Source organism: Salisediminibacterium halotolerans (assembly GCF_003814815.1).
GTDB lineage: Bacteria > Bacillota > Bacilli > Bacillales > Salisediminibacteriaceae > Salisediminibacterium > Salisediminibacterium halotolerans.
Map to the genome: position 1 here is coordinate 62,646 of NZ_RKQQ01000002.1, position 20,139 is coordinate 82,784.

Here is a 20,139-nt window from a genome sequence, read left to right on the forward strand (position 1 = left end):
GTTCAATAAAAAACCTCCGTTCTCGAAAGAACGGAGGTTTTCGGTAAGTTCAGATGGTTTTACTGCTTTTGAACGTTCGCAGCTTGCGGTCCGCGTGAACCTTGCTCAACGTCAAAAGTAACAGTTTGGCCTTCTTCAAGTGTTTTGAAGCCTTCTTCTTGGATCGCGGAGAAGTGAACGAATACGTCGTTCTCGCCTTCAACCTCGATGAAGCCGAAACCTTTTTCTGAGTTAAACCATTTTACTGTACCTGTAGTCATAGACTATTCCTCCTGTGCAGGGGTTGCCTGCAAAATATTACTATTGTGCTCTTCATTTAATCATCAAGAAGATGAAAACTTGCTCACGCTCGTTTCCTTACTCAAATCTTATCCGAACAACAATCAGTTACCTACGATATTAATACATAGATAGGAAATTGTCTACCTTTATTTTCAAATTAATTTCTAGTCATTTGCAATAAAAAACGCCCTGTTCAAAAAATGAACAGGGCGTTTCGGTAAGTTCAGATGGTTTTACTGCTTTTGAACGTTCGCAGCTTGCGGTCCGCGTGAACCTTGCTCAACGTCAAAGTTGACAGTTTGGCCTTCTTCAAGTGTTTTGAAGCCTTCTTCTTGGATCGCGGAGAAGTGAACGAATACGTCGTTGTCACCTTCAACCTCGATGAAGCCGAAACCTTTTTCTGCGTTAAACCATTTTACTGTACCTGTAGTCATAGACTATTCCTCCTGCGCAGGGATTGCCTGCAAAAATATTACTATTGTGCTCTTCATTTAACCATTCAAGAGGAATTTCACTTGCAAAAGCTTGTTTCCTTACTCAAATCTTATCCGAACAACAATCAGCTATTTCTTATGTTAGTACATATTCACTTAAATGTCCACCCCAAAATGAGAAACAGTTAAAAGGAATTGCAAGCAATAAAAAAACCCGCTCATAAAGAGCGGGTTTTTCGGTAAGTTCAGATGGTTTTACTGCTTTTGAACGTTCGCAGCTTGCGGTCCGCGTGAACCTTGCTCAACGTCAAAAGTAACAGTTTGGCCTTCTTCAAGTGTTTTGTAACCTTCTTCTTGGATCGCGGAGAAGTGAACGAATACGTCGTTGTCACCTTCAACCTCGATGAAGCCGAAACCTTTTTCTGCGTTAAACCATTTTACTGTACCTGTAGTCATAGACTATTCCTCCTGCGCAGGGGTTGCCTGCAAAAATATTACTATTGTGCTCTTCATTTAACCATTCAAGAGGAATTTCACTTGCAAAAGCTTGTTTCCTTACTCAAATCTTATCCGAACAACAATCAGCTAATACTTAATATAGTACATAACTGCAAAAAAAGCTACCCTTTTGCCCAAATTTCTTTTCTTTATTTATGCTGAGCAAGCATTTGACCGACGAGTTCCGGAACAGGAACTTGCTCCCCCGGGTTAAATGTGCGCTCCAGCGGAATCGTTTTTCCTTCTTCCTCGAATTCCCGGATCGGGTACGACGATAAAAATACTCCGATATTGTTTAAAAAAGTCTGCTCTTTCACTCGGTGATTGTAGGAACGAAAATACATGACTTCGACAACTTCTTGGTTTTTATTCATGACTACTGCCCAATTTAAAATCCGTTCTCCCAACAAAAAGGAATTGCCGGTCAATAAGTAGTGTTCATTCAAAAATTTGTATATGTGAAAAGCGCGGTGGGTGAGCCGGTCAACATCAACGATTGTTTGCATAAAAAATTCTCCTTTCATAAATCTCAATTTGCTGCTAGGTAACGCAATACCCCAATGATCCTGATTCTATTCAAAAATAAGCAAAAACGAAAAATTTTTTATACGAACATGTATGCCCTGACAATCCCTGTCAGTTTCAGCGTTATTATGTAGTTATATTAAGAAAAAGGGGAGATCATTATGAACAGAACGACAGAAATGGTACTTGGAATTTTAGGAGGTCTTATTGGTTTTGCCGGAGCATTTTTCGCACTGTTCATGGGAGAGATTGACCAAGCAACGGGCGGTGACAATACGCTGACGGGACTTGGTATGAGTGCCTTTTTATTCAGCACACTAGGAGTGATCGGCGGGATCCTCGTTAAATTCAAAGCGAAGCTCGCTGGCTGGGTGATGGTTGTCAGCGGCGTTGCCATTTTAGTATCGATCAGTTTATTTGGATTTATACCGGCTCTGTTTCTCGTTCCGGCCGGGTTGATGGCGCTGCTTCGAAAGCCGCAATAATATCTCAAAGCCGTTCAAAGCGAACGGCTTTTTCACATCGATTTCAAAATTTCACAAACTGTACATACCCAAATGGGTATAAAAGGTTTATAATGTAAATAACATCGCAATTCATTAAACGTTTCATTACCCAAAGGGAGGGCTTTTTCATGAAACAAGCAGTTATTTTAGGCGGAGGGACCGCCGGGACAATGATGGCGAATCATTTGAATAAAAAACTTGATAAAAAAATTTGGCAGCTGACGGTAATAGATGAGACGAATGACCATTATTATCAGCCGGGATTTTTGTTTTTACCGTTCGGGAAGTACTCAGAAAAAGACGTTGTGAAAAAGCGTGAGAAATTTCTACCGAAAACGGTCGCGTATATTTTGGCAAAAATCGATAAAATCTCTCCGGAAAAAAATGAAGTTTATTTATCTGGCGGGAAAGTTCTTACCTATGACCTGCTGATCATTGCGACGGGCAATGATATTGCTCCTGAGCTTGTAAAAGGCATTGATAACGGCTGGCGTGAAAATATTTTCGATTTTTACACGTTTGACGGCGCTGTGTCTCTACGGAACAAATTGAAAACATTTAAAGGCGGGAAAATGGTCGTGCATATGACTGAAATGCCGATCAAGTGTCCGGTAGCGCCGATCGAATTTGCCTTATTGGCAGATGAATTTTTTCATAAACAGGGAATTCGCGATCAGGTCGAAATCGAATATGTCACGTCGCTTCCGAAAGCTTTCCCGAAACCTTCGTTTGCAGAAAAAGTTCATGAACTCTACGAACAGAAAAATATTCGCCTTGTGACCGGTTTTGCCTTGGCAGAAATCGACGGAACCAACAATCAAATGGTCGGAAAAGATGGATCGCGTCTCGACTACGATTTGCTTGTTACTGTTCCGCCGAACAAAGGCAACGAAGTCATCGCCCGATCGGGTATGGGCAATGCCCGCAATTACGTAGCAGCTGACCCCCACACCCTTCAGGCGAAAAACTACGATAATATCTTTGTTGTCGGGGACGCTTCGGACATCCCGACGTCAAAAGCAGGTTCAACGGCACACTTTTCTGCAGAAATATTGGCTGAAAATATCGAGCACTGGGTCAACGGCACACCGATGACAGCAGCGTTTGACGGACATGCGAACTGTTACATTGAATCCGGGTTCAATAAAGCGCTGTTAATTGACTTCAACTATGACCACGATCCAATGCCGGGGACATTCCCCTTGCCAAAAGCAGGACCGTTTAAATTGATGGAAGAGACAACGATCAACCATTACGGAAAAATGGCCTTTAAGCAGATTTATTGGCGCATGCTTTTAAAAGGAGTCCCGATGCCGACAGTGCCGCCGAACATGAAACGATCCGGCAAACGAATGCCGGATCTGCAAGAAAAATGACTTATAGGCGCCGGGATTTTAAATCCCGGTGTTTTTTTGTGCTCGGACTTTTTTTAGCCGGAGAACAAAACGGTCGTTCGGCATTGGCCGGTCGAACAAAAACCCTTGGACAGAACGGCATCCGGCGAGTTTCAAATAACGGAGTTCATCTTCATTTTCAACCCCTTCAGCGATAACTTGCAGATTCAAATGGTTTCCTAATTCGATCATTTTTTGTAAAATTACACAGCCTTTTTTGTTCGCATTAATTTGTTCAACAAAGGTTTTATCGATTTTGATTTCATCGATCGGAAAATCGATCAAATAATCAAGCGAGGAAAAGCCGGTGCCGAAGTCATCAATGGAAATACGAAAACCTGCGTCCCTTAAAGCTGCAAGTGCATTTCTCTTCTCTGATGAAGACGTTACATTCGCGGTTTCTGTCAGTTCTAATTCGATGATTCCATCCGCGATTTGATAAATATCTTTCAGGCGGCAAACTTCTTTAAAAAAACGAGAACTGTCAATAATCGAAGGCGGAACATTAAACGAAATTCTGCCGTTGTAATCGGATTGCTCGACCCATTTGCTGTAATCGTTCAGTCCGGCCTTCATCACAGCGAGGGTAAAAAACAAACTTTTTCCAAGCGATTCGATTGTCGAGATAAATTCCGGCGGAGGAATCAAACCGAGCTTCGGATGGTTCCAGCGGGAAAGAACCTCAACACCGATGATCGAACCGGTGTCTGTACAAATTTGCGGATGATAAACCGTGAAGAAAGATCCGTTATGGATTGCGGCTGCCAAGTCGCGGTCAATCATCATTCGCCGCTGCATGTCTTGTTGCAAACTTTCTTGGAACATGACGATCGCGGGACCGTCCCCGTGAATTTTTTTCGCTTGATACATCGCAGTGTCGGCAGCTTTTAACATCTCGCCAGCCGTCTGTTTGTCGCGGGGGAATTTGGCGACACCGATGCTTGCCCGCAGTTCAATCGAATCGTCTTTAAACGATGCGAACGGCTGATCAACTTGCTCTAAAAGTTGTGAAGCGTAATCGGTCATTTTATCATCATCCATTGATTCAACAGCGGCAATGACAAATTCATCGCCGCCAAACCGGCCGAAGACATAGCTGTCCGGCAGAATAGAATTCAGGCGCGCTGCAAGTTCAGTGATGATTTTATCGCCTGTTTCGTAGCCGTAAACGTCATTGATTAACTGAAATTTATTGATGTTTAAATGAAAAAGTGAAAAGGGCACATCAGCTGCTGTGAGGGTTTGCAAATGATCGTACGTCGCTTTACGGTTTAACAAGTTTGTCAGCGAATCAAGGTGCTCAGACTCCCAGAGGCGGCGCTCCGTCCGCTTCGCTGCATTTAAATTATAAAAAAATGCAGACAGGCCGCCGTCCAGCTGCGGGTAGAGATTGACTTGAAACCATGCAGAGAGCGGAGGGTAGTATTCCTCAAATGTAACTTGCAGGCGTTGTTCCAACGCTCGGATGTAATAGCGGGCATAGTCTGATTCGGCTAAGGCGGGGAATACATCCCAGAGCTTTTTGCCGCTGATAGTGGCGGATGCGAGATCAAGCTCTCTCGCTCCTTTTTCATTTATATACGTAAAGCGGTAATCGGCGTCGAGCGAAAAAAACCCTTCCGACATTTGTTCGAGCAACGTGTGTCGGCTCTCTGCTTGAAAAACGGCAGAATCCCGGTGAAAATAAACAACCGCGCCGGCGCCTTCAAGCGGTTCGGCTGCAACTTCCGTAAAACCTTCAACCAATCTCGAAGCGATTCGACCGGTTGGAGAATTTTCGCGAAGGACCGACACAACTTCTTCTTTGGCTTCACTGTCCAGCATCTCAAAGATGTTGCCTGCGAGGCCGTGAATATTGGAAAAGATAATCTTGCCGGAACGGTCGATCACAGCAAGGTTTTGACCTGAACTTTTTAAGCGGTTGATAAGACTCACCCCCCATGTGAGTTTGATGCAGGACGGTTTAGCGGCATAGTACATGCCGTCTACCCGATAACATGACGGTTAAAAACGGCTGGAGCAAAAGAGAAAGAATGAGCAGGCACTTTTTCTGTATTTGTCCTAGTTTAAAGTAAAAAAAAGGAAAATGTTGTACGCCTTAACTGCCAGAAATGCGTTTAGTTCATGCTTTTTTTCATCGATACCGTGTTGTAAAATGATAAGCGCACAGACGAATGGAGGATAAGATGATCTATTTAACACGTTTTGAAGAAAAAGATTTTGACCGGTTAATTTCGTGGGTGACTGATGCGGATATGATGATGATGTGGGGCGGACCGACATTCACGTTTCCGTTGACCCGCGAGCAGCTGGCGGACTTCACAGCCGGAGCAAACGAACCGGATGCAGAAACGCACGCATTTAATGTTTTTATTTCCGGTACGGATGAAAAAGCAGGATTTATCACGATCAATTCAATCGACCGGGTGGAAAACCGCGCGAAAATCGGCAAAGTGCTGATTGCTGATCAAGCGAGAGGGCGGGGGATATGTGAGCCGCTGATACATGAAATTTCACGCGTCGCTTTTGAGGAATTGGACCTCGGCGAATTGTACCTCGGCGTATTCGATTTTAACCACCCAGCGATTCGCTGTTACGAGCGAGCCGGCTTTCAAACGTATGAATATGTACCAAATATCCGCTATTTATACGGGGATTATCATGGTGTCTGGCGGATGAATTTGACCAGGGAACAGTTTGCAAGCAAAAAGCGCCCGGATCATTCAACTCGATGATCGGGCGCTTTTATTACATTACTGTTGATAATCAGCAAACCGGCGCGTCAAATCGTCGTTCGTCATCGGTTTGTCAAAGTAGTACCCTTGAGCAAGTGTGCAGCCTTCCCCGATAAGAAAACGCCGTTCTTCCTCAGTTTCAAGTCCTTCAACAACAATTTCAACTTCAAGGTTTTCGGCGAGTGATATTAAAGAACGTAATACGCTTTCGCCGCGTTTGGAAACGCCGATTTGATCGATGAATGTTTTGTCGATTTTTAAAATGTCGATCGGGAAGTCGATCAAATAATCGATCGAAGAAAAGCCGGTTCCGAAATCATCAACAGCAATCAAAAAACCTTCGCTCCGCAACGTCGTTAAAACATTCTTGATTCCTGCCGACGCTGTCAGCTGTGCATCTTCAGTGATTTCAAGTTCAATGATCCCATCAGCAATGTTGAAGCGTTCTTTTACGTCGATCAAGAAATGGTTGAAACTTTCGTTTGCGAGCATTGCAGCGGATACATTAAAGGCAATTTTTCCGTTAAAGCCGGATTCGTTTTTCCAAGTCTGATAGGCATGCAACCCGGCATGAATAATTTTTTTTGTTAATGTGCTGCTTTTTCCAACTGATTCAGCAATCGCGATAAATTCCGGCGGCGGAATGGCGCCGTAAAGCGGGTGGTGCCAGCGCGACAAAACTTCGACGCCGCAGATTTTTTCAGTAATCAATGAAACTTGCGGCTGATAGACGAGGAAATAGTCGCCGCTGTCAAAATGGTCAAATAAATCGCTCTCAATTGTTATCCGCCGTTCCATCATTTCTTTCATCGTTGCTTGATAAGCGACGATCGTTTCATCTTTTCGCTGTTTTTTCGCTTCGTGCATCGCTGTATCGACCGCTGTTATCATCGCAGACGGCGAATTGCCATCTTCAGGGTGAATAGCCGAGCTGATGCTTGCATGGATTTGAATCGGTTTGCCGTCGGGCGAATAAAACGGCATGTCGAACAGTCGGGAGAGTTTTTCACCTTGAGCGACTGTTAACTGTTCAGCAGCGTCAGGTTCGGCAATAATAATAAATTCATCGCCGCCGAGACGGCCGAGAAACATCTGCTCCGTTAAGCTCCACCTTAAGCGCGACGCGGCTTCTTGCATTACCTCGTCGCCGAAATCGTGGCCGTAGACGTCGTTAATGAGCTGAAAATGATCGAGATCAAAATAAAACAGGCAGAACGGTTCCGCGGCGGTGATTAAATCCTCCATATAACGGTAAATATGCCTGCGGTTTGGCAAGCCTGTCATCGGATCAAAATGCTGCGATTGCCAGAGGAGCGAATCAACATGTTTTTCTTTGTTTTTGTTACGGAAAAACGTAATCAGACCGCCGTCATCGTGCGGGTAGATCGACACTTCATACCAGTTGTCGCTCGGCGGATAGAGCGCCTCAAACTGCACCGGGACACGTTTTGACATCGCGTGTACGTAATTTTGCTCAAAATCAGAATCGGGCATCCCTGGGAACATCTCCCAAAGCGTTTCACCTAAAAGTTCGGTACGGGAAAATCGCATTTCTGATTCGGCTTGCTGATTTATATAAGTGAACCGGTACTTATCATCAACGGTATACATCGCGTCATTCATATTTTCGATAATTTGATAAATGTCCCGGCTGTTCAGTTCCTCACTGCCGATCAAGCGGTGGTTTACCACTGCGCCGGTTATGTCGCCGTGCTGTATGAGCGGCTGAGCATGAAAGTAATACCAGCGCAGCTCATCCGGCGTGTGGCACGGATATTTACTTTCATAAGACGTTTTTTCGCCGTTTAAAATCGCTCGGAGCCCTTGTGCATCGTTTTTCGCGCTGCCGCTTTCAAGTGCTGCTAAATAGTTCAAGCCCGGGCCGGTCGATTCAACTGTCCCGCCGTTATCCAGTGTGAATTGCTGCCAAGCTTTATTGACATATTGAATGAAACCGTTCTGATCGATTACAGCGATTTGGTAGGGGAGAGCGTCGATCGTTTCTTGCATAGAATCGTTTCCTCCAATTAGGTTGATACATCGTGGTGCAAGTCCATTTTACATAAACTGTAGCGATAATACGACCTTTTCACTGTTTTTTCGACAAAACACTTCACACAAACTTAGCAAAAAAATGCCCTTCTGCCGGCTGACAGAAGGGCATCGTCTTCACACGTTACGGCTGCAAAATAATTTTTCCGACCGTGCGGCGGTGTTCCATATCCTCATGTGCCTGCGCGGCGTTTTCTAAAGGATAAACGTCGCCGATCATCATTTTTAATTTGCCGGCAGCAGCGAGCTCAATAATTTCTTTTAAGCTTGCTTGAAATTCATCCGGCTTTTGCATCATCGTCGGCAAGAAGAAGCCGCTGACCGATTTGTTGTGTTCAAGCAGCTTGAACGCATTCAGCTCGGGCATTTCGCCGCTGGCTGCGCCGTAAACGACGAGCCGGCCGAACGGTGCGAGCGCATCGACGGTTTGGTCAAAGATTTTTCCGCCGGCCATTTCCAAGGCGACGTCCGCGCCTTTGCCGTCGGTTGCGGCATAGACTTCATTCACCCATTCCTCGTTCGTATAATCAATCGCGACATCGGCGCCGAGTCTGACTGCGAGCTCGCGTTTTTGCGGCGTCGAAGCCGTTGCAAGAATCGTTCCGGCTCCGAAATGACGCGCAAGCTGCACGGCGAGCGTTCCGACGCCGCCGGCCGCGGCGTGGATAAGCACCGATTCACCGGGAATCAAACGGCCCATCGTCTTGAGCACATGATACGCCGTTAAGCCTTGCAGCGGGATCGCAACAGCTTCATTCATTGAAATTCCCTCCGGAATCGGAATCGCTGTTTTCGCATTCACTGAGATGTACTCTGCATAGGCATTTTCGCCTGTCAGCGCGACAACTTTCGTGCCCGGTGAAATCGAATCCTGCACCGCATAGCCGACCTCGACGACTTCGCCGGCAACTTCCGACCCGGGAATAAACGGAAGCGGTGTATCAACGACGTAGTGATCCTCGCGCCGCATCGTATCTGCATAATTCACGCCGATCGCTTCAACGCGCACAAGCACATCGTTCGGCCCCGGCGACGGCGTGTCGACGTCCTTATACTCGAGCACTTCCGTACCGCCAAACTGTTCAATTTGAATCGCCTTCATCGATCAATCCCTCCTCAGGATAGTTTAAGAAAAACCGCAGCCGAGTTAGGCAGCGGGTGTCAGTGACTTCCTTACAATCATTCCCTTTTGCCGGACAATTAAACGAAAAGCCGACAGAAAAATCAACCTGTCAACCAATCCGTACAGTTTTTCGCCGGAAGTTGGCATTGTTTTTGCATATAAGTAAGACGAGTCAGTGAAAATTCTAGGAGGGATCATGATCATGAGAAAAGCAGTAATCGTAAGCGCGGCACGGACACCAATCGGAAGTTTCGGCGGTGCGTTGGCAGCCAAATCCGCCGTCGAACTTGGCGCGGCGGCTGCAGAAGAGGCCATGAAGCGGGCGGGGGTCAGCCCGGAAGAAATTAATGATGTATACATCGGCAATATTTTATCGGCAGGACTCGGCCAAAACGTTGCACGGCAAGTCGCGATAAAGTCCGGGATTCCGCACACCACCCCGGCAACAAGCGTGAACAAATTGTGCGGATCGGGTCTGCGGACGGTCAGCATGGCCGCGCAATTTATTGCCCTCGGCGACGCCGATGTCGTGCTCGCCGGCGGAACAGAAAGCATGAGCAACGCGCCGTATGTTATGAACGATGCCCGTTGGGGTTCGAAAATGGGCGATACAAAGCTTGTTGATACGATGCTGAAAGACGGTCTGACCGATGCCTTTTCCGATATTCATATGGGGGTGACCGCTGAAAATATCGCCGAGCGCTGGAATATCTCGCGCGCCGACCAAGATGCGTTCGCTGCCGCGAGTCAAAACAAGGCTCAAGCCGCGCAGGAAAGCGGACGGTTTCATGATGAAATTGTACCGATTGAAATTCCTCAGCGTAAGAAAGATCCGCTTGTCGTAAGCGAAGATGAATTTCCCAAGCACGGGGTAACCGCTGAAAAACTCGGGAAACTGAAACCGGCGTTTGCAAAAGAGGGGTCGGTGACGGCCGGCAACGCGTCAGGCATCAACGACGGGGCAGCAATGGTTGTGGTCATGGCCGAAGAAAAAGCCAAAGAGCTCGGCTTAACACCGCTGGCAGAGATTGCATCATACGGCAATGCGGCGCTTGATCCGGAGATTATGGGTTATGCGCCGGTGCCGGCGACAGAAAAAGCGTTAGCAAAAGCCGGGATGACAATCGATGATATCGATTTAATCGAGGCAAACGAAGCGTTCGCAGCTCAGGCGCTCGCGGTCGGCCGCGACCTCGGGATTGACACAGAGAAACTGAACGTTAACGGCGGGGCGATTGCTCTCGGCCACCCGATCGGCGCCAGCGGAACGCGCGTGCTCGTGACGCTCTTGTATGAAATGGAAAAACGTCAGGCGAAAAGCGGATTGGCGACGCTTTGTATCGGCGGCGGTCAAGGAACGTCGCTTGTCGTGACGCGCAAAAATGACTAACTAAATTCGGCGAGAGGGGAAGCTGTTCCGGCGGTTTCCTCTTTGCTATACTGTAAAGCAGAGAGGACACAAATAAAGGAGCGGCTGCACAATGGACGGCATACGGTCAACGGATATTATGAAACCGGCACAAATTACCTTGCATCCGGAGGATACGATACAATTTGCGGCGGGAAAACTGTACGGTTTGACGTATACAGCGGCACCCGTATTAGGTGATGACGGATCGGTGCGCGGCATTTTACAGGAAGAAACGTTAATGAACGCGCTGATTAAAGGGCTGTCCACGCAAACGGTCATTGCGGAAATCATCGAACAACACTCCCCGATATTGTATGAAGACGAGCATCCGGAACAAAAAATCGCCTGGAAACCGGCGCAGCTCCCGGTTGTCAGTGAGAACAATCAACTGTTGGGGATGTTCTCGCCGGGAGACTGGCTCCGTGCAAAAGAACGGGCGCATCTCGATACGTGGGCGCTTTTGCAAGCGATGGCGGATCATTGCAAGCAGGCCTTGCTGATTACAGACGAAAACGCTGTGATCAAGGTGATCAACGACAAGGCGTCGGCTAGCTTTCAGCTGCCCGTGACAGGTGCGGGAATGTCTGTATACGATTTAGCCGAAGACGATTTAAAGCGCGTATTAACCGAAGAAGAAACGAATGCTTACGTAACGATTAACAGCGCGACGTACCGGTTCACGCAGGAAAAGACAAACTGCGGCAAAAACGGCAAGCAGGCGGTGTTTCACTTTTTTTATTCCGATCCGTCTGAGGCGCTGAACGAAGAGCAGCAACATTGGAAACAGCGCGCCGAAACGATGGAATCGATGATGGAACTTACCCATGACGGCGTCGTGATGGTCGATGCTTCCGGCCGGATTACGATGCTGAGTCAGGAATACGCTGACTTTTTGGAGCTGAATGGAGAAGACGTCATCGGTCAGCACGTAAAAGACGTGATCCCGAGTACGCGGATGCACATCGTCGCGGAAACCGGCAAACCGGAGATCGCTGATATTCAGCCGATTAAAGGTGATTATATGGTCGCTTCACGGATGCCGATTTACCGTGACGGCAAACTGGAAGGCGCGGTCGGCAAAGTGCTTTTTAAAAACCTCGGCGGCTTTAAGGCGTTAAAAAGCCGGATTGAAGGAATGGAAAAAGAACTCGATTCCTACCGCGGCGAATTTCTTGAATCAAACCGCGCCAATTACCGCTTCGAAGAATTAATCGGTTCGAGTAAATCGTGGCAGGAAGTCGTTAATCTCGGAAAAAAAGCTTCCGCAAACGATTCGAATGTGCTGCTGTTAGGCGAAAGCGGAACCGGAAAAGAGCTGTTTGCCCATGCGATTCATAATGAAAGCGCCCGGGCGCCGGGTCCGTTTATCAAAGTGAACTGTGCAGCGATTCCGGGCGATTTAATCGAGTCTGAACTGTTCGGTTACGTGGAAGGGTCATTTACCGGCGCGAAAAAAGGCGGGAAAAAAGGCAAATTTGAAGCGGCGAACGGCGGAACGATATTTTTAGATGAGATCGGGGAACTTCCGCTCCACATGCAAGTGAAACTTTTGCGTGTTTTACAGGAGCGCGAAGTAGAAAAAGTCGGCTCGACAAGCGCAAAGAAAGTGAATATACGCGTGATTGCCGCAACGAACCGGGATTTAGAACGAATGATCGACGACGGCGAGTTCCGTCTCGATTTGTATTACCGGATGAATGTCTTCTCGCTCGTGATTCCGCCGCTTAGAAAACGGACTGAGGACTTGCAGACGCTCGTGCCGTATTTTCTTCAAAAAGTCTCGAAACGGTACAGAAAGCAAGTAACTTCTGCCGATGAACAGGCAATGGGCAAACTTCTTGCTTACGGCTGGCCGGGCAATACGAGGGAGCTGGAAAATGTCATCGAACGGGCGGTGAATCTTGCCGAACACGGCGAAACGGTGATTCAAGAACGTCACTTGCCGGAAAAGCTGACAGGAGAGAAAGCGCTCGAACCGCCTGAACCGCTCGCCGATGTGTTGGAACAAGCGGAGAAAGAAGCGATCAAATCAGCTTTGCGTGCAGCGTCCGGCAATAAGTCCAAAGCGGCGAAAATGCTCGCGATCAGCCGCACTGCTCTCTACGAAAAACTGACGAAATATGCGCTGCAATAAACGCCTGAATTTTTCTCAGGCGTTTTAGACGGCAGACAAAGTCATGACATCGATCGATGTCATGTGAAAAGGAACGGATGACTACGCATCGTCCGGCTTCTTTCACCTGAAGGTATCACTGCGACATCGGCTCAAAAAGACTTCGCCGTGTCTTACTAGTCCGCGGGCGAGCGCCGAGCCGCTTCGGGCTTTCTCCTGCAGGGTCTCGCCTGTCTCGCTTTCCCGCAGGAGAAAGCCGGGATGCTGGGTCATCCTCCTTGTTTAAAACTGTGCCATTTCTGTGTTGTTCTGCAAAGTAAGAAAGCCACGCAAGCCTCTTCCTCCGACGCCTCCGGGAAAGCAAGAGACGAAGATCCGGATTCGGCGGTCTCGGGCCGCCGAATACTAGCTGAGTCCTTGCCCGGGGCAAGCGGAGGTTAGCGGCTGCGCGGCTTACGTCAAAATAATAGTTTGTCTTACAGTCTGAAACGCCTGAATTTTTTTTGGGCGTTTTTTCTTATGACAGCCAGTTATAAGAGCGCTTACAAACGTGTCCGGTAAAGTGCACAGGAGAAGGTGATTCGACATTTAACCGTAAGGAAAAGTTAACAAATGGAATGTAATCGCTTACAGGAATGTACGGTTTCATTTACAATTTACACCGGAGTATAAGATCGCCGGCGAAGCGAACCCCTGATAAATCAAGCACGAAAATCATTTGTCTTCTCGAAAAGTTGGCACGGGTTTTGCAATAAAGTAAGGCAGAGTCGACTTGAAAGGAAGCCAATTTATTTTACAGGGGGAAAGAACATGAATAAACGCATGTCAGCAAGAGAAGCAGTCGAAAAAATTGAAAGCGGTTCAATGGTTGCAACCGGAGGGTTTGTCGGAAACGGGCATCCGGAAGAATTAACGAAAGCATTAGAAGACCGGTATCTCGACACGAACGCACCGGAAAATCTGTCACTCGTCTATGCCGCCGGACAAGGCGACGGCAAGGAACGGGGCTTAAATCATCTCGGGCACAGCGGGTTGATTAAACGCGTGATCGGCGGCCACTGGGGTCTGGCGCCGAAACTGCAAAAGCTTGCGATCGATAACGAAATCGAAGCGTACAATTTGCCGCAAGGAGTGATTACCCATCTTTTCCGCGATATCGCTGCCGGCAAACCGGGGACGATGTCGCATGTCGGGCTGCGGACGTTTGTCGATCCGCGCAACGACGGCGGCAAAATCAATCAGAAAACGACAGAGGATATGGTTGAAATGATGCCGATGAACGGGCAGGAATATTTGTTTTACAAAGCCTTTCCGATTCACGTCGCCTTGATTCGCGGCACGTATGCCGATGAATTCGGCAACGCGACGATGGAAAAAGAAGTCGCCACGCTCGAAGTGCTGTCGATGGCGCAAGCTGCGAAAAATAACGGCGGGATCGTCATCTTGCAAGTGGAAAACGTCGTCGAAAAAGGCTCGCTTGACCCGCGGATGGTGAAGATTCCCGGCATCCTCGTCGACGCCGTCGTGGAATCAACACCGGAAAACCATATGCAGACGTTTCAAGAACAGTACAATCCGACGTATTCCGGCGAAGCGCGGATGTCGATGGATAATTTGCAGCCGCTCGCGCTCGATGAACGAAAAATTATCGCCCGGCGCGCAGCGATGGAACTTGTGCCCAATGCAGTCACAAACCTCGGCATCGGTGTACCGGAAGGAGTTGCGACTGTCGCGAGTGAAGAAGGAGTCATCAATCAAATGCGGCTTACACTTGAATCCGGACCGATCGGCGGGATTCCTGCCGGCGGAATGAGCTTCGGGGCAGCAACGAATCCGGATTCCATTATCGATCAGCCGTATCAATTCGATTTCTACGACGGCGGCGGGCTGGACTTAGCATTTCTCGGTCTCGCGCAGCTCGATGAACACGGAAGCGTCAACGTCAGTAAATTCGGCGAGAAAATCACCGGTGCCGGCGGATTCATTAATATTACGCAAAATGCACAAAAAGTCGTCTTCTGCGGCACGTTTACCGCCGGCGGACTTAAGGTCGCGATTGACGAGGAAAACGTGGTCATTCAGCAGGAAGGAAAGCACCAAAAATTTGTGACCGACGTTGAACAAATCACATTCAGCGGTCCGTACGCCGCGGAACAGGGACGCCCGATTATGTACGTGACCGAGCGCGCTGTGTTTGAACTGTCTGAAGACGGACTGATCTTAACCGAAATCGCTCCGGGGATTGATCTTGAACGTGACATTATGGCGCACATGAACTTTCGCCCCGCAGTCGCCGCCGAGTTGAAAACGATGGATGCGCGCATATTCCGCGAGGAAAAAATGGGGCTCGGCTGCAAAAACGGCAAAGCGGTTTTGACGTAACCTCTACACACCAGGATTCACACTACTATACAAACTAAGGGGGAGTACAAATGTTTGGAATTGTACTCGGATTACTTGTCATTATGGTGCTGGCCTATATGGGCTGGTCGATCATCTGGGTCGCGCCGATCGCCGCAGGGGTCGTGGCGTTAACCGGCGGACTCGATTTGCTGGAAGCGTACCGCTTCACGTATATGGACGGATTCGTCGGTTTCGCAAAAGAATGGTTTCCCGTCTTCATGCTCGGGGCGATTTTCGGCAAGCTGATGGAAGACACGGGGATGGCGCGGTCGGTCGCGTCGGGATTAATTAAAGTGATCGGCACGGAGCGCGCGATTTTAGGCGTTCTCGTCTCGGCAGCCGTCCTTACATACGGCGGGATCAGCTTGTTCGTTGTTGTCTTCGCCGTATATCCGCTCGCTCTCGCACTATTTCGCGAGGCGAACGTAACGCGGCGATTATTGCCGCCGACGATCGCGCTCGGCGCCTTCACCTTTACGATGACGGCGATTCCCGGCACACCGCAAATTCAAAACCTCATTCCGACCGGTTATTACGGCACCAATGCGATGGCCGCGCCGTTTATGGGGCTTTCAGCAGCCGCGGTGATGGCGTTCGGCGGATATTTTTACCTGCGCTGGCGCGAGAAAAAACTCACCGCGAAGGGCGAAGTTTTTACCGAACCGAAAGATAAAAAGACAACCCGCGATGAGGACGACGGGGTGAAGCTTCCGAATATTTGGCTGTCGTTTGTCCCGCTCATCCTCGTCGTCGCAACACTGAATATTCTCGGCTGGGATATTGTCGTCGCGTTGATTACCGGAATCCTTTCCATCATGCTGTTTAATTTAGAGAAGATAAAAGGTTTTGTTAAAGCGATCAACGCCGGAGCGAACGGCTCCGTCATTGCGATTGTCAACACGAGCGCAGCTGTCGGATTCGGCACCGTCGTTCAGGCAGTTCCCGGATTTGAACGCCTCTCGCAGCTCGTGATGGACGTACCGGGCAACCCGCTCATTTCGCAAGCCGTTGCGATAAACGTCCTCGCCGGTTCAACCGGCTCAGCCTCGGGCGGACTCGGAATCACGCTCGAAGCGCTCGGCGCGCAGTATTTAGAAATCTCGCAAATGACCGGGATCCCGGCAGAAGCGTTTCACCGCGTTGCGTCAATTGCGTCCGGGGGACTTGACGTGCTGCCGCATAACGGCGCCGTGCTCACACTCCTTGCCGTTACCGGAATGACACATAAAGACTGCTATAAAGACATCTTTATCGTCGGGGCAGTCATCCCAGTCATCTCCGTCTTTGTTGCCATTCTCGTGTCAACATTCGGCGTACTATAAAATAAAAACCAACTTTCAAAGGAGAGAATAAACTATGAAACGATTAGAAGGAAAAACAGCAGTTATTACCGGAGCAGGCCGCGGCATCGGCCGCGCAACAGCCGAAAGGTTCGCCGAAGAAGGCGCAAACGTCGTCGTCGCAGACTTAAACGAAACCGATATTCAAGACACGGCAGAAGCGATCACCGATAACGGCGGCACAGCGATCGCCGAAAAGCTCAACGTCACCGACCGCGAAGCAATCCAGAGCGTTTTAGAAAAAACCGCAGCTTCGTACGGGCAAGTTGATATCGTCGTCAATAACGCCGGGATCACGTCCGACGCGCAGCTGTTAAAAATGGAAGAAGACGCCTGGGATCAAGTGATCGATGTCAATTTAAAGGGAGTCTTTAACGTCAGCCAAGCTGCGGCTGCGAAAATGAAAGAACAGCAAAGCGGCGTGATTTTAAACGCCTCGTCTGTTGTCGGCAGTTACGGCAACTTTGGCCAGACGAACTACGCCGCCGCCAAGTGGGGCGTAAACGGAATGACGAAAACGTGGTCGAAAGAACTCGGCAAGCATGGCATCCGCGTCAATGCTGTCGCGCCAGGATTTATTTTGACACCGATGACGGAAAAAATGCCCGATAAAGCGCTCGATATGATGCGCGATAAATCCGTACTGAAACAACTAGGCGCAACGGAAGATATTGCAAACGCCTATTTGTTCCTCGCTTCAGATGAAGCGAAATTTATAACCGGTGAAATTCTTGCCGTTGACGGCGGCGTCGTTATTTAATTGAACAGCAAAAAACAGCCCGCTTCTGCGATCAAACGCAGCGGCGGGCTGTTTTTCATTAAAATTCGAGTTTTTCGCCGTACCCGGCATCTTGTGCGGTGTAGTCCAAGTGGAGCGTCTCCAAATCATAACGCACCGCGTTTTCAGCTGGAGCTTCGCTGATCCGGATGAGTTTTACGTACTGGCTGCACGTTTGACAGACTTCGATCTCTGTCTCATCGCCGGTTTCAACATCAAGCGAAACGAGCTGTTCAGACCGGTTTTCACCGCAATGGATGCAAGCGGGGGCCTCTAGTTTCCAAGCTGCTTCACAGCGCGGACAAAGGAACGTTTTTTCACCATCACTGTCTAAAGCGGCGAGCCGGACAGGCTCGGCACAGCACGGGCAAAGCCCTTGCAATTCAAAGGAATCAAGCAGGTTTTTAGAGCCGTCAGCGAGCAAATACAAAAACGGGCGAAGCGACTGCTCGGCGATGAACTCCGCGAGCCAAGGAGAAACATTGTGTTCAGATGCCCACTGCCGAAAGAAGCGCTGGCTGTATGTGAGCGATTCTTCGATAAACGATAATGCGGTATCGGCATCTAACTGATCGAGAAGCGTGTCCAACTGTTTGGCAAGATCAGGACGTTTTCGTTTCAGGACAGCGGAAAGCGAACCGGCAGACTCGATATAAAGCTCAGCCGGCACCCAGGCAAGGCTGATTTGTTTCACGATCGGTTTTTTGCGGTCGATCAGCGGCGACGACAAATGGACATTCGTTTTCCCTTTTAACCATGTTTTCAGTTCTTGTTGCCGATCAATCATCGATTCCTGCAATTCTTTGTATTCGTTTGTCACAACAGATTTCATAAACTGATTTCCTCCTTTTTTCTGCCTGCAGTGCCGGCGATCGAAATGTAAAGGTTTCCACATTTATCGTAGCATGACCTTTCACCAAAAAATCCGCTGATAAATCAACAATGTTGTGACGATTGCTGTGACAGACCGTTTGGGCAAAATTTTCCCTTCAGACGAAATTGCCGCGCTTAATGGAGGAGTGGTATTCTTAGAGCATGTGAGAAAGGTAAGGGAGCGAATCGATGTGGCAGAAACGAACGAAATAATGATCAGCTTAAATGACGTGCGCTTTAAAGACATTTTAGCGATCGATGAACTGACGATTAAATCTGGAGCGGTCACGGCGCTTACCGGACCGAGCGGCTCAGGCAAATCTACGCTGTTAAAACTGTTTAATCAAATGATCACCCCGGATCAAGGCGAGGTGACATTTATGGGCGCCGATCTAAACGAGTATGATCCGGTGGAATTAAGACGGCGCGTGATGATGGTTCCGCAAACACCGGTCATGTTCAACGGGACAGTGCGCGACAATGCCGTGATCGGCTTCACGTTTGCCGGGACGGAGCCGCCGCCGGATACAGCGGTAAAGGAGATGCTCAGCCGTGTTCACTTACAGCAAGCGCTGGACGAACCGGCAGACGTCCTCTCCGGCGGGGAAAAGCAGCGGCTCGCGCTGGCGCGGGCGCTGTTAATGAAACCGGATGTGTATTTGCTCGACGAACCGACGTCGGCCTTGGATGACGAGACCTCGCGCGGTGTGATTGATGCGTTTGCCGCTCACGTGAAAGCGAACGGGCAAACGTTGGTGATCGTTACGCACGACAATGCGCTAGCGGAGCGGCTCGGCGATTGGCGGATCAAACTCGCCGGCGGCCGGGTGATGGCGATTGAGGAGGGGACAGCTCATGGATGAAGCGCTTGAACTCAGTTTTTATCAAGTCTTAGCGGCGTATGTATTCGTGCTTATCCTTTTGTTGATTGTCCGCTTAAAAGGAATTCCGCGCGAAAAAGAAATCGTTATTGCGACCGTAAGGATGACCTTGCAGCTCGTGTTGGTCGGCTTTATTTTAATTTTTTTGTTTGAGAATATTCATCCGCTCCTGACCGTGCTCGCAGGTGTGCTGATGTTTTCGTTTGCCGTGCATAACGTTTACCAGCGCACGAATGCTTTGATCGGGCCGCGGATGAAAAAAATCATTGCGCTTTCGATGGCCGCGGGGATTTTATCATGTCTGATGTTTTTTATCGTCGCGGTGATGAACTTATCGCCGTGGTACGACCCGCGTTATTTCATCCCGATTGCCGGGATGATTATCGGCAACTCAATGACCGGGATCACGCTTGGTGTGAATAATTTAAATAACGGAATGGACGCGTATAAAGACCGGATCGAAGGCGCACTCATGCTTGGCGCGGCGCCGAAAACTGCGTCGAAACAAGTGCTGAACGAAGCGTTTGACGCGGCGATGCTCCCGACGATCAACTCGATGGTCGGGATGGGAATCGTCTTTTTGCCGGGCATGATGACAGGGCAAATACTCGCCGGCGCATCGCCGCTCGTTGCGATCAACTATCAAATCGCGATTATGCTCGGTGTGACCGGGAGCGTTTCGCTGTCAGTGCTCTTGTATTTGCATCTCAGCTACCGGGTGTTTTTTAATGACAGGCAGCAGCTGACATTGTCAGAAAAAACGAAGTGACATATGAGTCATAAAAAAACAA

The 20,139-nt window shown here is 48.8% G+C and carries 18 protein-coding genes; 10 read left to right on the forward strand and 8 right to left on the reverse strand.

Annotation, left to right across the window (positions count from 1 at the left end):
- Positions 1-59 precede the first annotated feature (59 nt).
- From EDD67_RS03215 to EDD67_RS03230, 4 genes are all read right to left on the reverse strand, one after another.
- Positions 60-260: a cold-shock protein gene (locus EDD67_RS03215; protein ID WP_093072159.1), complete on the reverse strand. Its 201-nt coding sequence runs from the start codon at positions 258-260 to the stop codon at positions 60-62.
- 255 nt (positions 261-515) lie between these two features.
- Positions 516-716: a cold-shock protein gene (locus EDD67_RS03220; protein WP_093072158.1), complete on the reverse strand. Its 201-nt coding sequence runs from the start codon at positions 714-716 to the stop codon at positions 516-518.
- Between the two features lie 255 nt (positions 717-971).
- Positions 972-1,172: a cold-shock protein gene (locus tag EDD67_RS03225; RefSeq protein ID WP_093072157.1), complete on the reverse strand. Its 201-nt coding sequence runs from the start codon at positions 1,170-1,172 to the stop codon at positions 972-974.
- A 191-nt stretch (positions 1,173-1,363) separates the two neighbouring features.
- Positions 1,364-1,720, reverse strand: coding sequence for a hypothetical protein (locus EDD67_RS03230; protein WP_121439118.1), 357 nt, complete (start codon positions 1,718-1,720; stop codon positions 1,364-1,366).
- Between the two features lie 180 nt (positions 1,721-1,900).
- Here EDD67_RS03230 and EDD67_RS03235 point away from each other — a divergent pair, with 180 nt between their 5' ends.
- Both EDD67_RS03235 and sqr read left to right on the forward strand, forming a co-directional pair.
- Positions 1,901-2,224 (forward strand): hypothetical protein, encoded by a 324-nt coding sequence (locus EDD67_RS03235; RefSeq protein ID WP_121439117.1) that lies wholly within the window; start codon positions 1,901-1,903, stop codon positions 2,222-2,224.
- Between the two features lie 149 nt (positions 2,225-2,373).
- Entirely contained in the window at positions 2,374-3,621 is a 1,248-nt protein-coding gene (gene sqr / locus EDD67_RS03240) for a type III sulfide quinone reductase, selenoprotein subtype (RefSeq protein WP_121439116.1), read from the forward strand.
- Positions 3,622-3,639: 18 nt separating this feature from the next.
- On the opposite strand, the gene EDD67_RS03245 is transcribed toward sqr, so the two are convergent.
- Complete coding sequence (locus tag EDD67_RS03245; RefSeq protein ID WP_158638155.1) at positions 3,640-5,574, reverse strand: putative bifunctional diguanylate cyclase/phosphodiesterase; 1,935 nt, start codon at positions 5,572-5,574, stop codon at positions 3,640-3,642.
- 251 nt (positions 5,575-5,825) lie between these two features.
- Between EDD67_RS03245 and EDD67_RS03250 the strand changes: the two genes are divergently transcribed.
- Positions 5,826-6,374 (forward strand): GNAT family N-acetyltransferase, encoded by a 549-nt coding sequence (locus tag EDD67_RS03250; protein ID WP_158638154.1) that lies wholly within the window; start codon positions 5,826-5,828, stop codon positions 6,372-6,374.
- An 18-nt stretch (positions 6,375-6,392) separates the two neighbouring features.
- Here the strand turns inward: EDD67_RS03250 and EDD67_RS03255 are convergent, their stop codons facing one another.
- Together EDD67_RS03255 and EDD67_RS03260 are read right to left on the reverse strand one after the other, a co-directional pair.
- On the reverse strand, positions 6,393-8,384 hold the full coding sequence (locus EDD67_RS03255; RefSeq protein WP_121439113.1) for a sensor domain-containing protein: 1,992 nt from the start codon (positions 8,382-8,384) through the stop codon (positions 6,393-6,395).
- Between the two features lie 166 nt (positions 8,385-8,550).
- Positions 8,551-9,528, reverse strand: a complete 978-nt coding sequence (locus EDD67_RS03260; protein WP_093072150.1) for a quinone oxidoreductase family protein — start codon at positions 9,526-9,528, stop codon at positions 8,551-8,553.
- A gap of 223 nt (positions 9,529-9,751) precedes the next feature.
- Between EDD67_RS03260 and EDD67_RS03265 the strand changes: the two genes are divergently transcribed.
- The 5 genes from EDD67_RS03265 to fabG all read left to right on the forward strand — a co-directional run bounded on the left by EDD67_RS03265 (position 9,752) and on the right by fabG (position 17,576).
- Complete coding sequence (locus tag EDD67_RS03265; protein WP_121439112.1) at positions 9,752-10,939, forward strand: acetyl-CoA C-acetyltransferase; 1,188 nt, start codon at positions 9,752-9,754, stop codon at positions 10,937-10,939.
- A 91-nt stretch (positions 10,940-11,030) separates the two neighbouring features.
- Positions 11,031-13,094 (forward strand): sigma-54-dependent Fis family transcriptional regulator, encoded by a 2,064-nt coding sequence (locus EDD67_RS14190; RefSeq protein ID WP_121439111.1) that lies wholly within the window; start codon positions 11,031-11,033, stop codon positions 13,092-13,094.
- 789 nt (positions 13,095-13,883) lie between these two features.
- Positions 13,884-15,455 (forward strand): acyl CoA:acetate/3-ketoacid CoA transferase, encoded by a 1,572-nt coding sequence (locus EDD67_RS03275; RefSeq protein WP_121439109.1) that lies wholly within the window; start codon positions 13,884-13,886, stop codon positions 15,453-15,455.
- Between the two features lie 50 nt (positions 15,456-15,505).
- A complete protein-coding gene (locus EDD67_RS03280; protein ID WP_093072146.1) occupies positions 15,506-16,798 on the forward strand; it encodes a GntP family permease in 1,293 nt (430 codons plus the stop codon).
- A gap of 34 nt (positions 16,799-16,832) precedes the next feature.
- The gene (gene fabG / locus EDD67_RS03285) at positions 16,833-17,576 is read left to right on the forward strand and encodes a 3-oxoacyl-[acyl-carrier-protein] reductase (protein ID WP_093072145.1); all 744 of its coding nucleotides are present in this window, start codon (positions 16,833-16,835) and stop codon (positions 17,574-17,576) included.
- 58 nt (positions 17,577-17,634) lie between these two features.
- Here the strand turns inward: fabG and EDD67_RS03290 are convergent, their stop codons facing one another.
- Complete coding sequence (locus tag EDD67_RS03290; protein ID WP_158638153.1) at positions 17,635-18,426, reverse strand: formate dehydrogenase accessory protein FdhE; 792 nt, start codon at positions 18,424-18,426, stop codon at positions 17,635-17,637.
- A 232-nt stretch (positions 18,427-18,658) separates the two neighbouring features.
- Between EDD67_RS03290 and EDD67_RS03295 the strand changes: the two genes are divergently transcribed.
- A complete protein-coding gene (locus EDD67_RS03295; protein ID WP_244922833.1) occupies positions 18,659-19,330 on the forward strand; it encodes an ABC transporter ATP-binding protein in 672 nt (223 codons plus the stop codon).
- A complete protein-coding gene (locus EDD67_RS03300) occupies positions 19,323-20,117 on the forward strand; it encodes an ABC transporter permease (RefSeq protein ID WP_121439107.1) in 795 nt (264 codons plus the stop codon). The genes EDD67_RS03295 and EDD67_RS03300 overlap by 8 nt, the downstream gene beginning before the upstream one ends.
- The last annotated feature ends 22 nt before the right edge of the window (positions 20,118-20,139 follow it).

Coding starts and splice junctions, on each gene's coding strand:
- EDD67_RS03215 (WP_093072159.1), bottom strand. CDS start 260: ATGACTACAGGTACAGTAAAATGGTTTAACTCAGAAAAAGGTTTCGGC.
- EDD67_RS03220 (WP_093072158.1), bottom strand. CDS start 716: ATGACTACAGGTACAGTAAAATGGTTTAACGCAGAAAAAGGTTTCGGC.
- EDD67_RS03225 (WP_093072157.1), bottom strand. CDS start 1,172: ATGACTACAGGTACAGTAAAATGGTTTAACGCAGAAAAAGGTTTCGGC.
- EDD67_RS03230 (WP_121439118.1), bottom strand. CDS start 1,720: ATGCAAACAATCGTTGATGTTGACCGGCTCACCCACCGCGCTTTTCAC.
- EDD67_RS03235 (WP_121439117.1), top strand. CDS start 1,901: ATGAACAGAACGACAGAAATGGTACTTGGAATTTTAGGAGGTCTTATT.
- sqr (WP_121439116.1), top strand. CDS start 2,374: ATGAAACAAGCAGTTATTTTAGGCGGAGGGACCGCCGGGACAATGATG.
- EDD67_RS03250 (WP_158638154.1), top strand. CDS start 5,826: ATGATCTATTTAACACGTTTTGAAGAAAAAGATTTTGACCGGTTAATT.
- EDD67_RS03255 (WP_121439113.1), bottom strand. CDS start 8,384: ATGCAAGAAACGATCGACGCTCTCCCCTACCAAATCGCTGTAATCGAT.
- EDD67_RS03260 (WP_093072150.1), bottom strand. CDS start 9,528: ATGAAGGCGATTCAAATTGAACAGTTTGGCGGTACGGAAGTGCTCGAG.
- EDD67_RS03265 (WP_121439112.1), top strand. CDS start 9,752: ATGAGAAAAGCAGTAATCGTAAGCGCGGCACGGACACCAATCGGAAGT.
- EDD67_RS14190 (WP_121439111.1), top strand. CDS start 11,031: ATGGACGGCATACGGTCAACGGATATTATGAAACCGGCACAAATTACC.
- EDD67_RS03275 (WP_121439109.1), top strand. CDS start 13,884: ATGAATAAACGCATGTCAGCAAGAGAAGCAGTCGAAAAAATTGAAAGC.
- EDD67_RS03280 (WP_093072146.1), top strand. CDS start 15,506: ATGTTTGGAATTGTACTCGGATTACTTGTCATTATGGTGCTGGCCTAT.
- fabG (WP_093072145.1), top strand. CDS start 16,833: ATGAAACGATTAGAAGGAAAAACAGCAGTTATTACCGGAGCAGGCCGC.
- EDD67_RS03290 (WP_158638153.1), bottom strand. CDS start 18,426: ATGAAATCTGTTGTGACAAACGAATACAAAGAATTGCAGGAATCGATG.
- EDD67_RS03300 (WP_121439107.1), top strand. CDS start 19,323: ATGGATGAAGCGCTTGAACTCAGTTTTTATCAAGTCTTAGCGGCGTAT.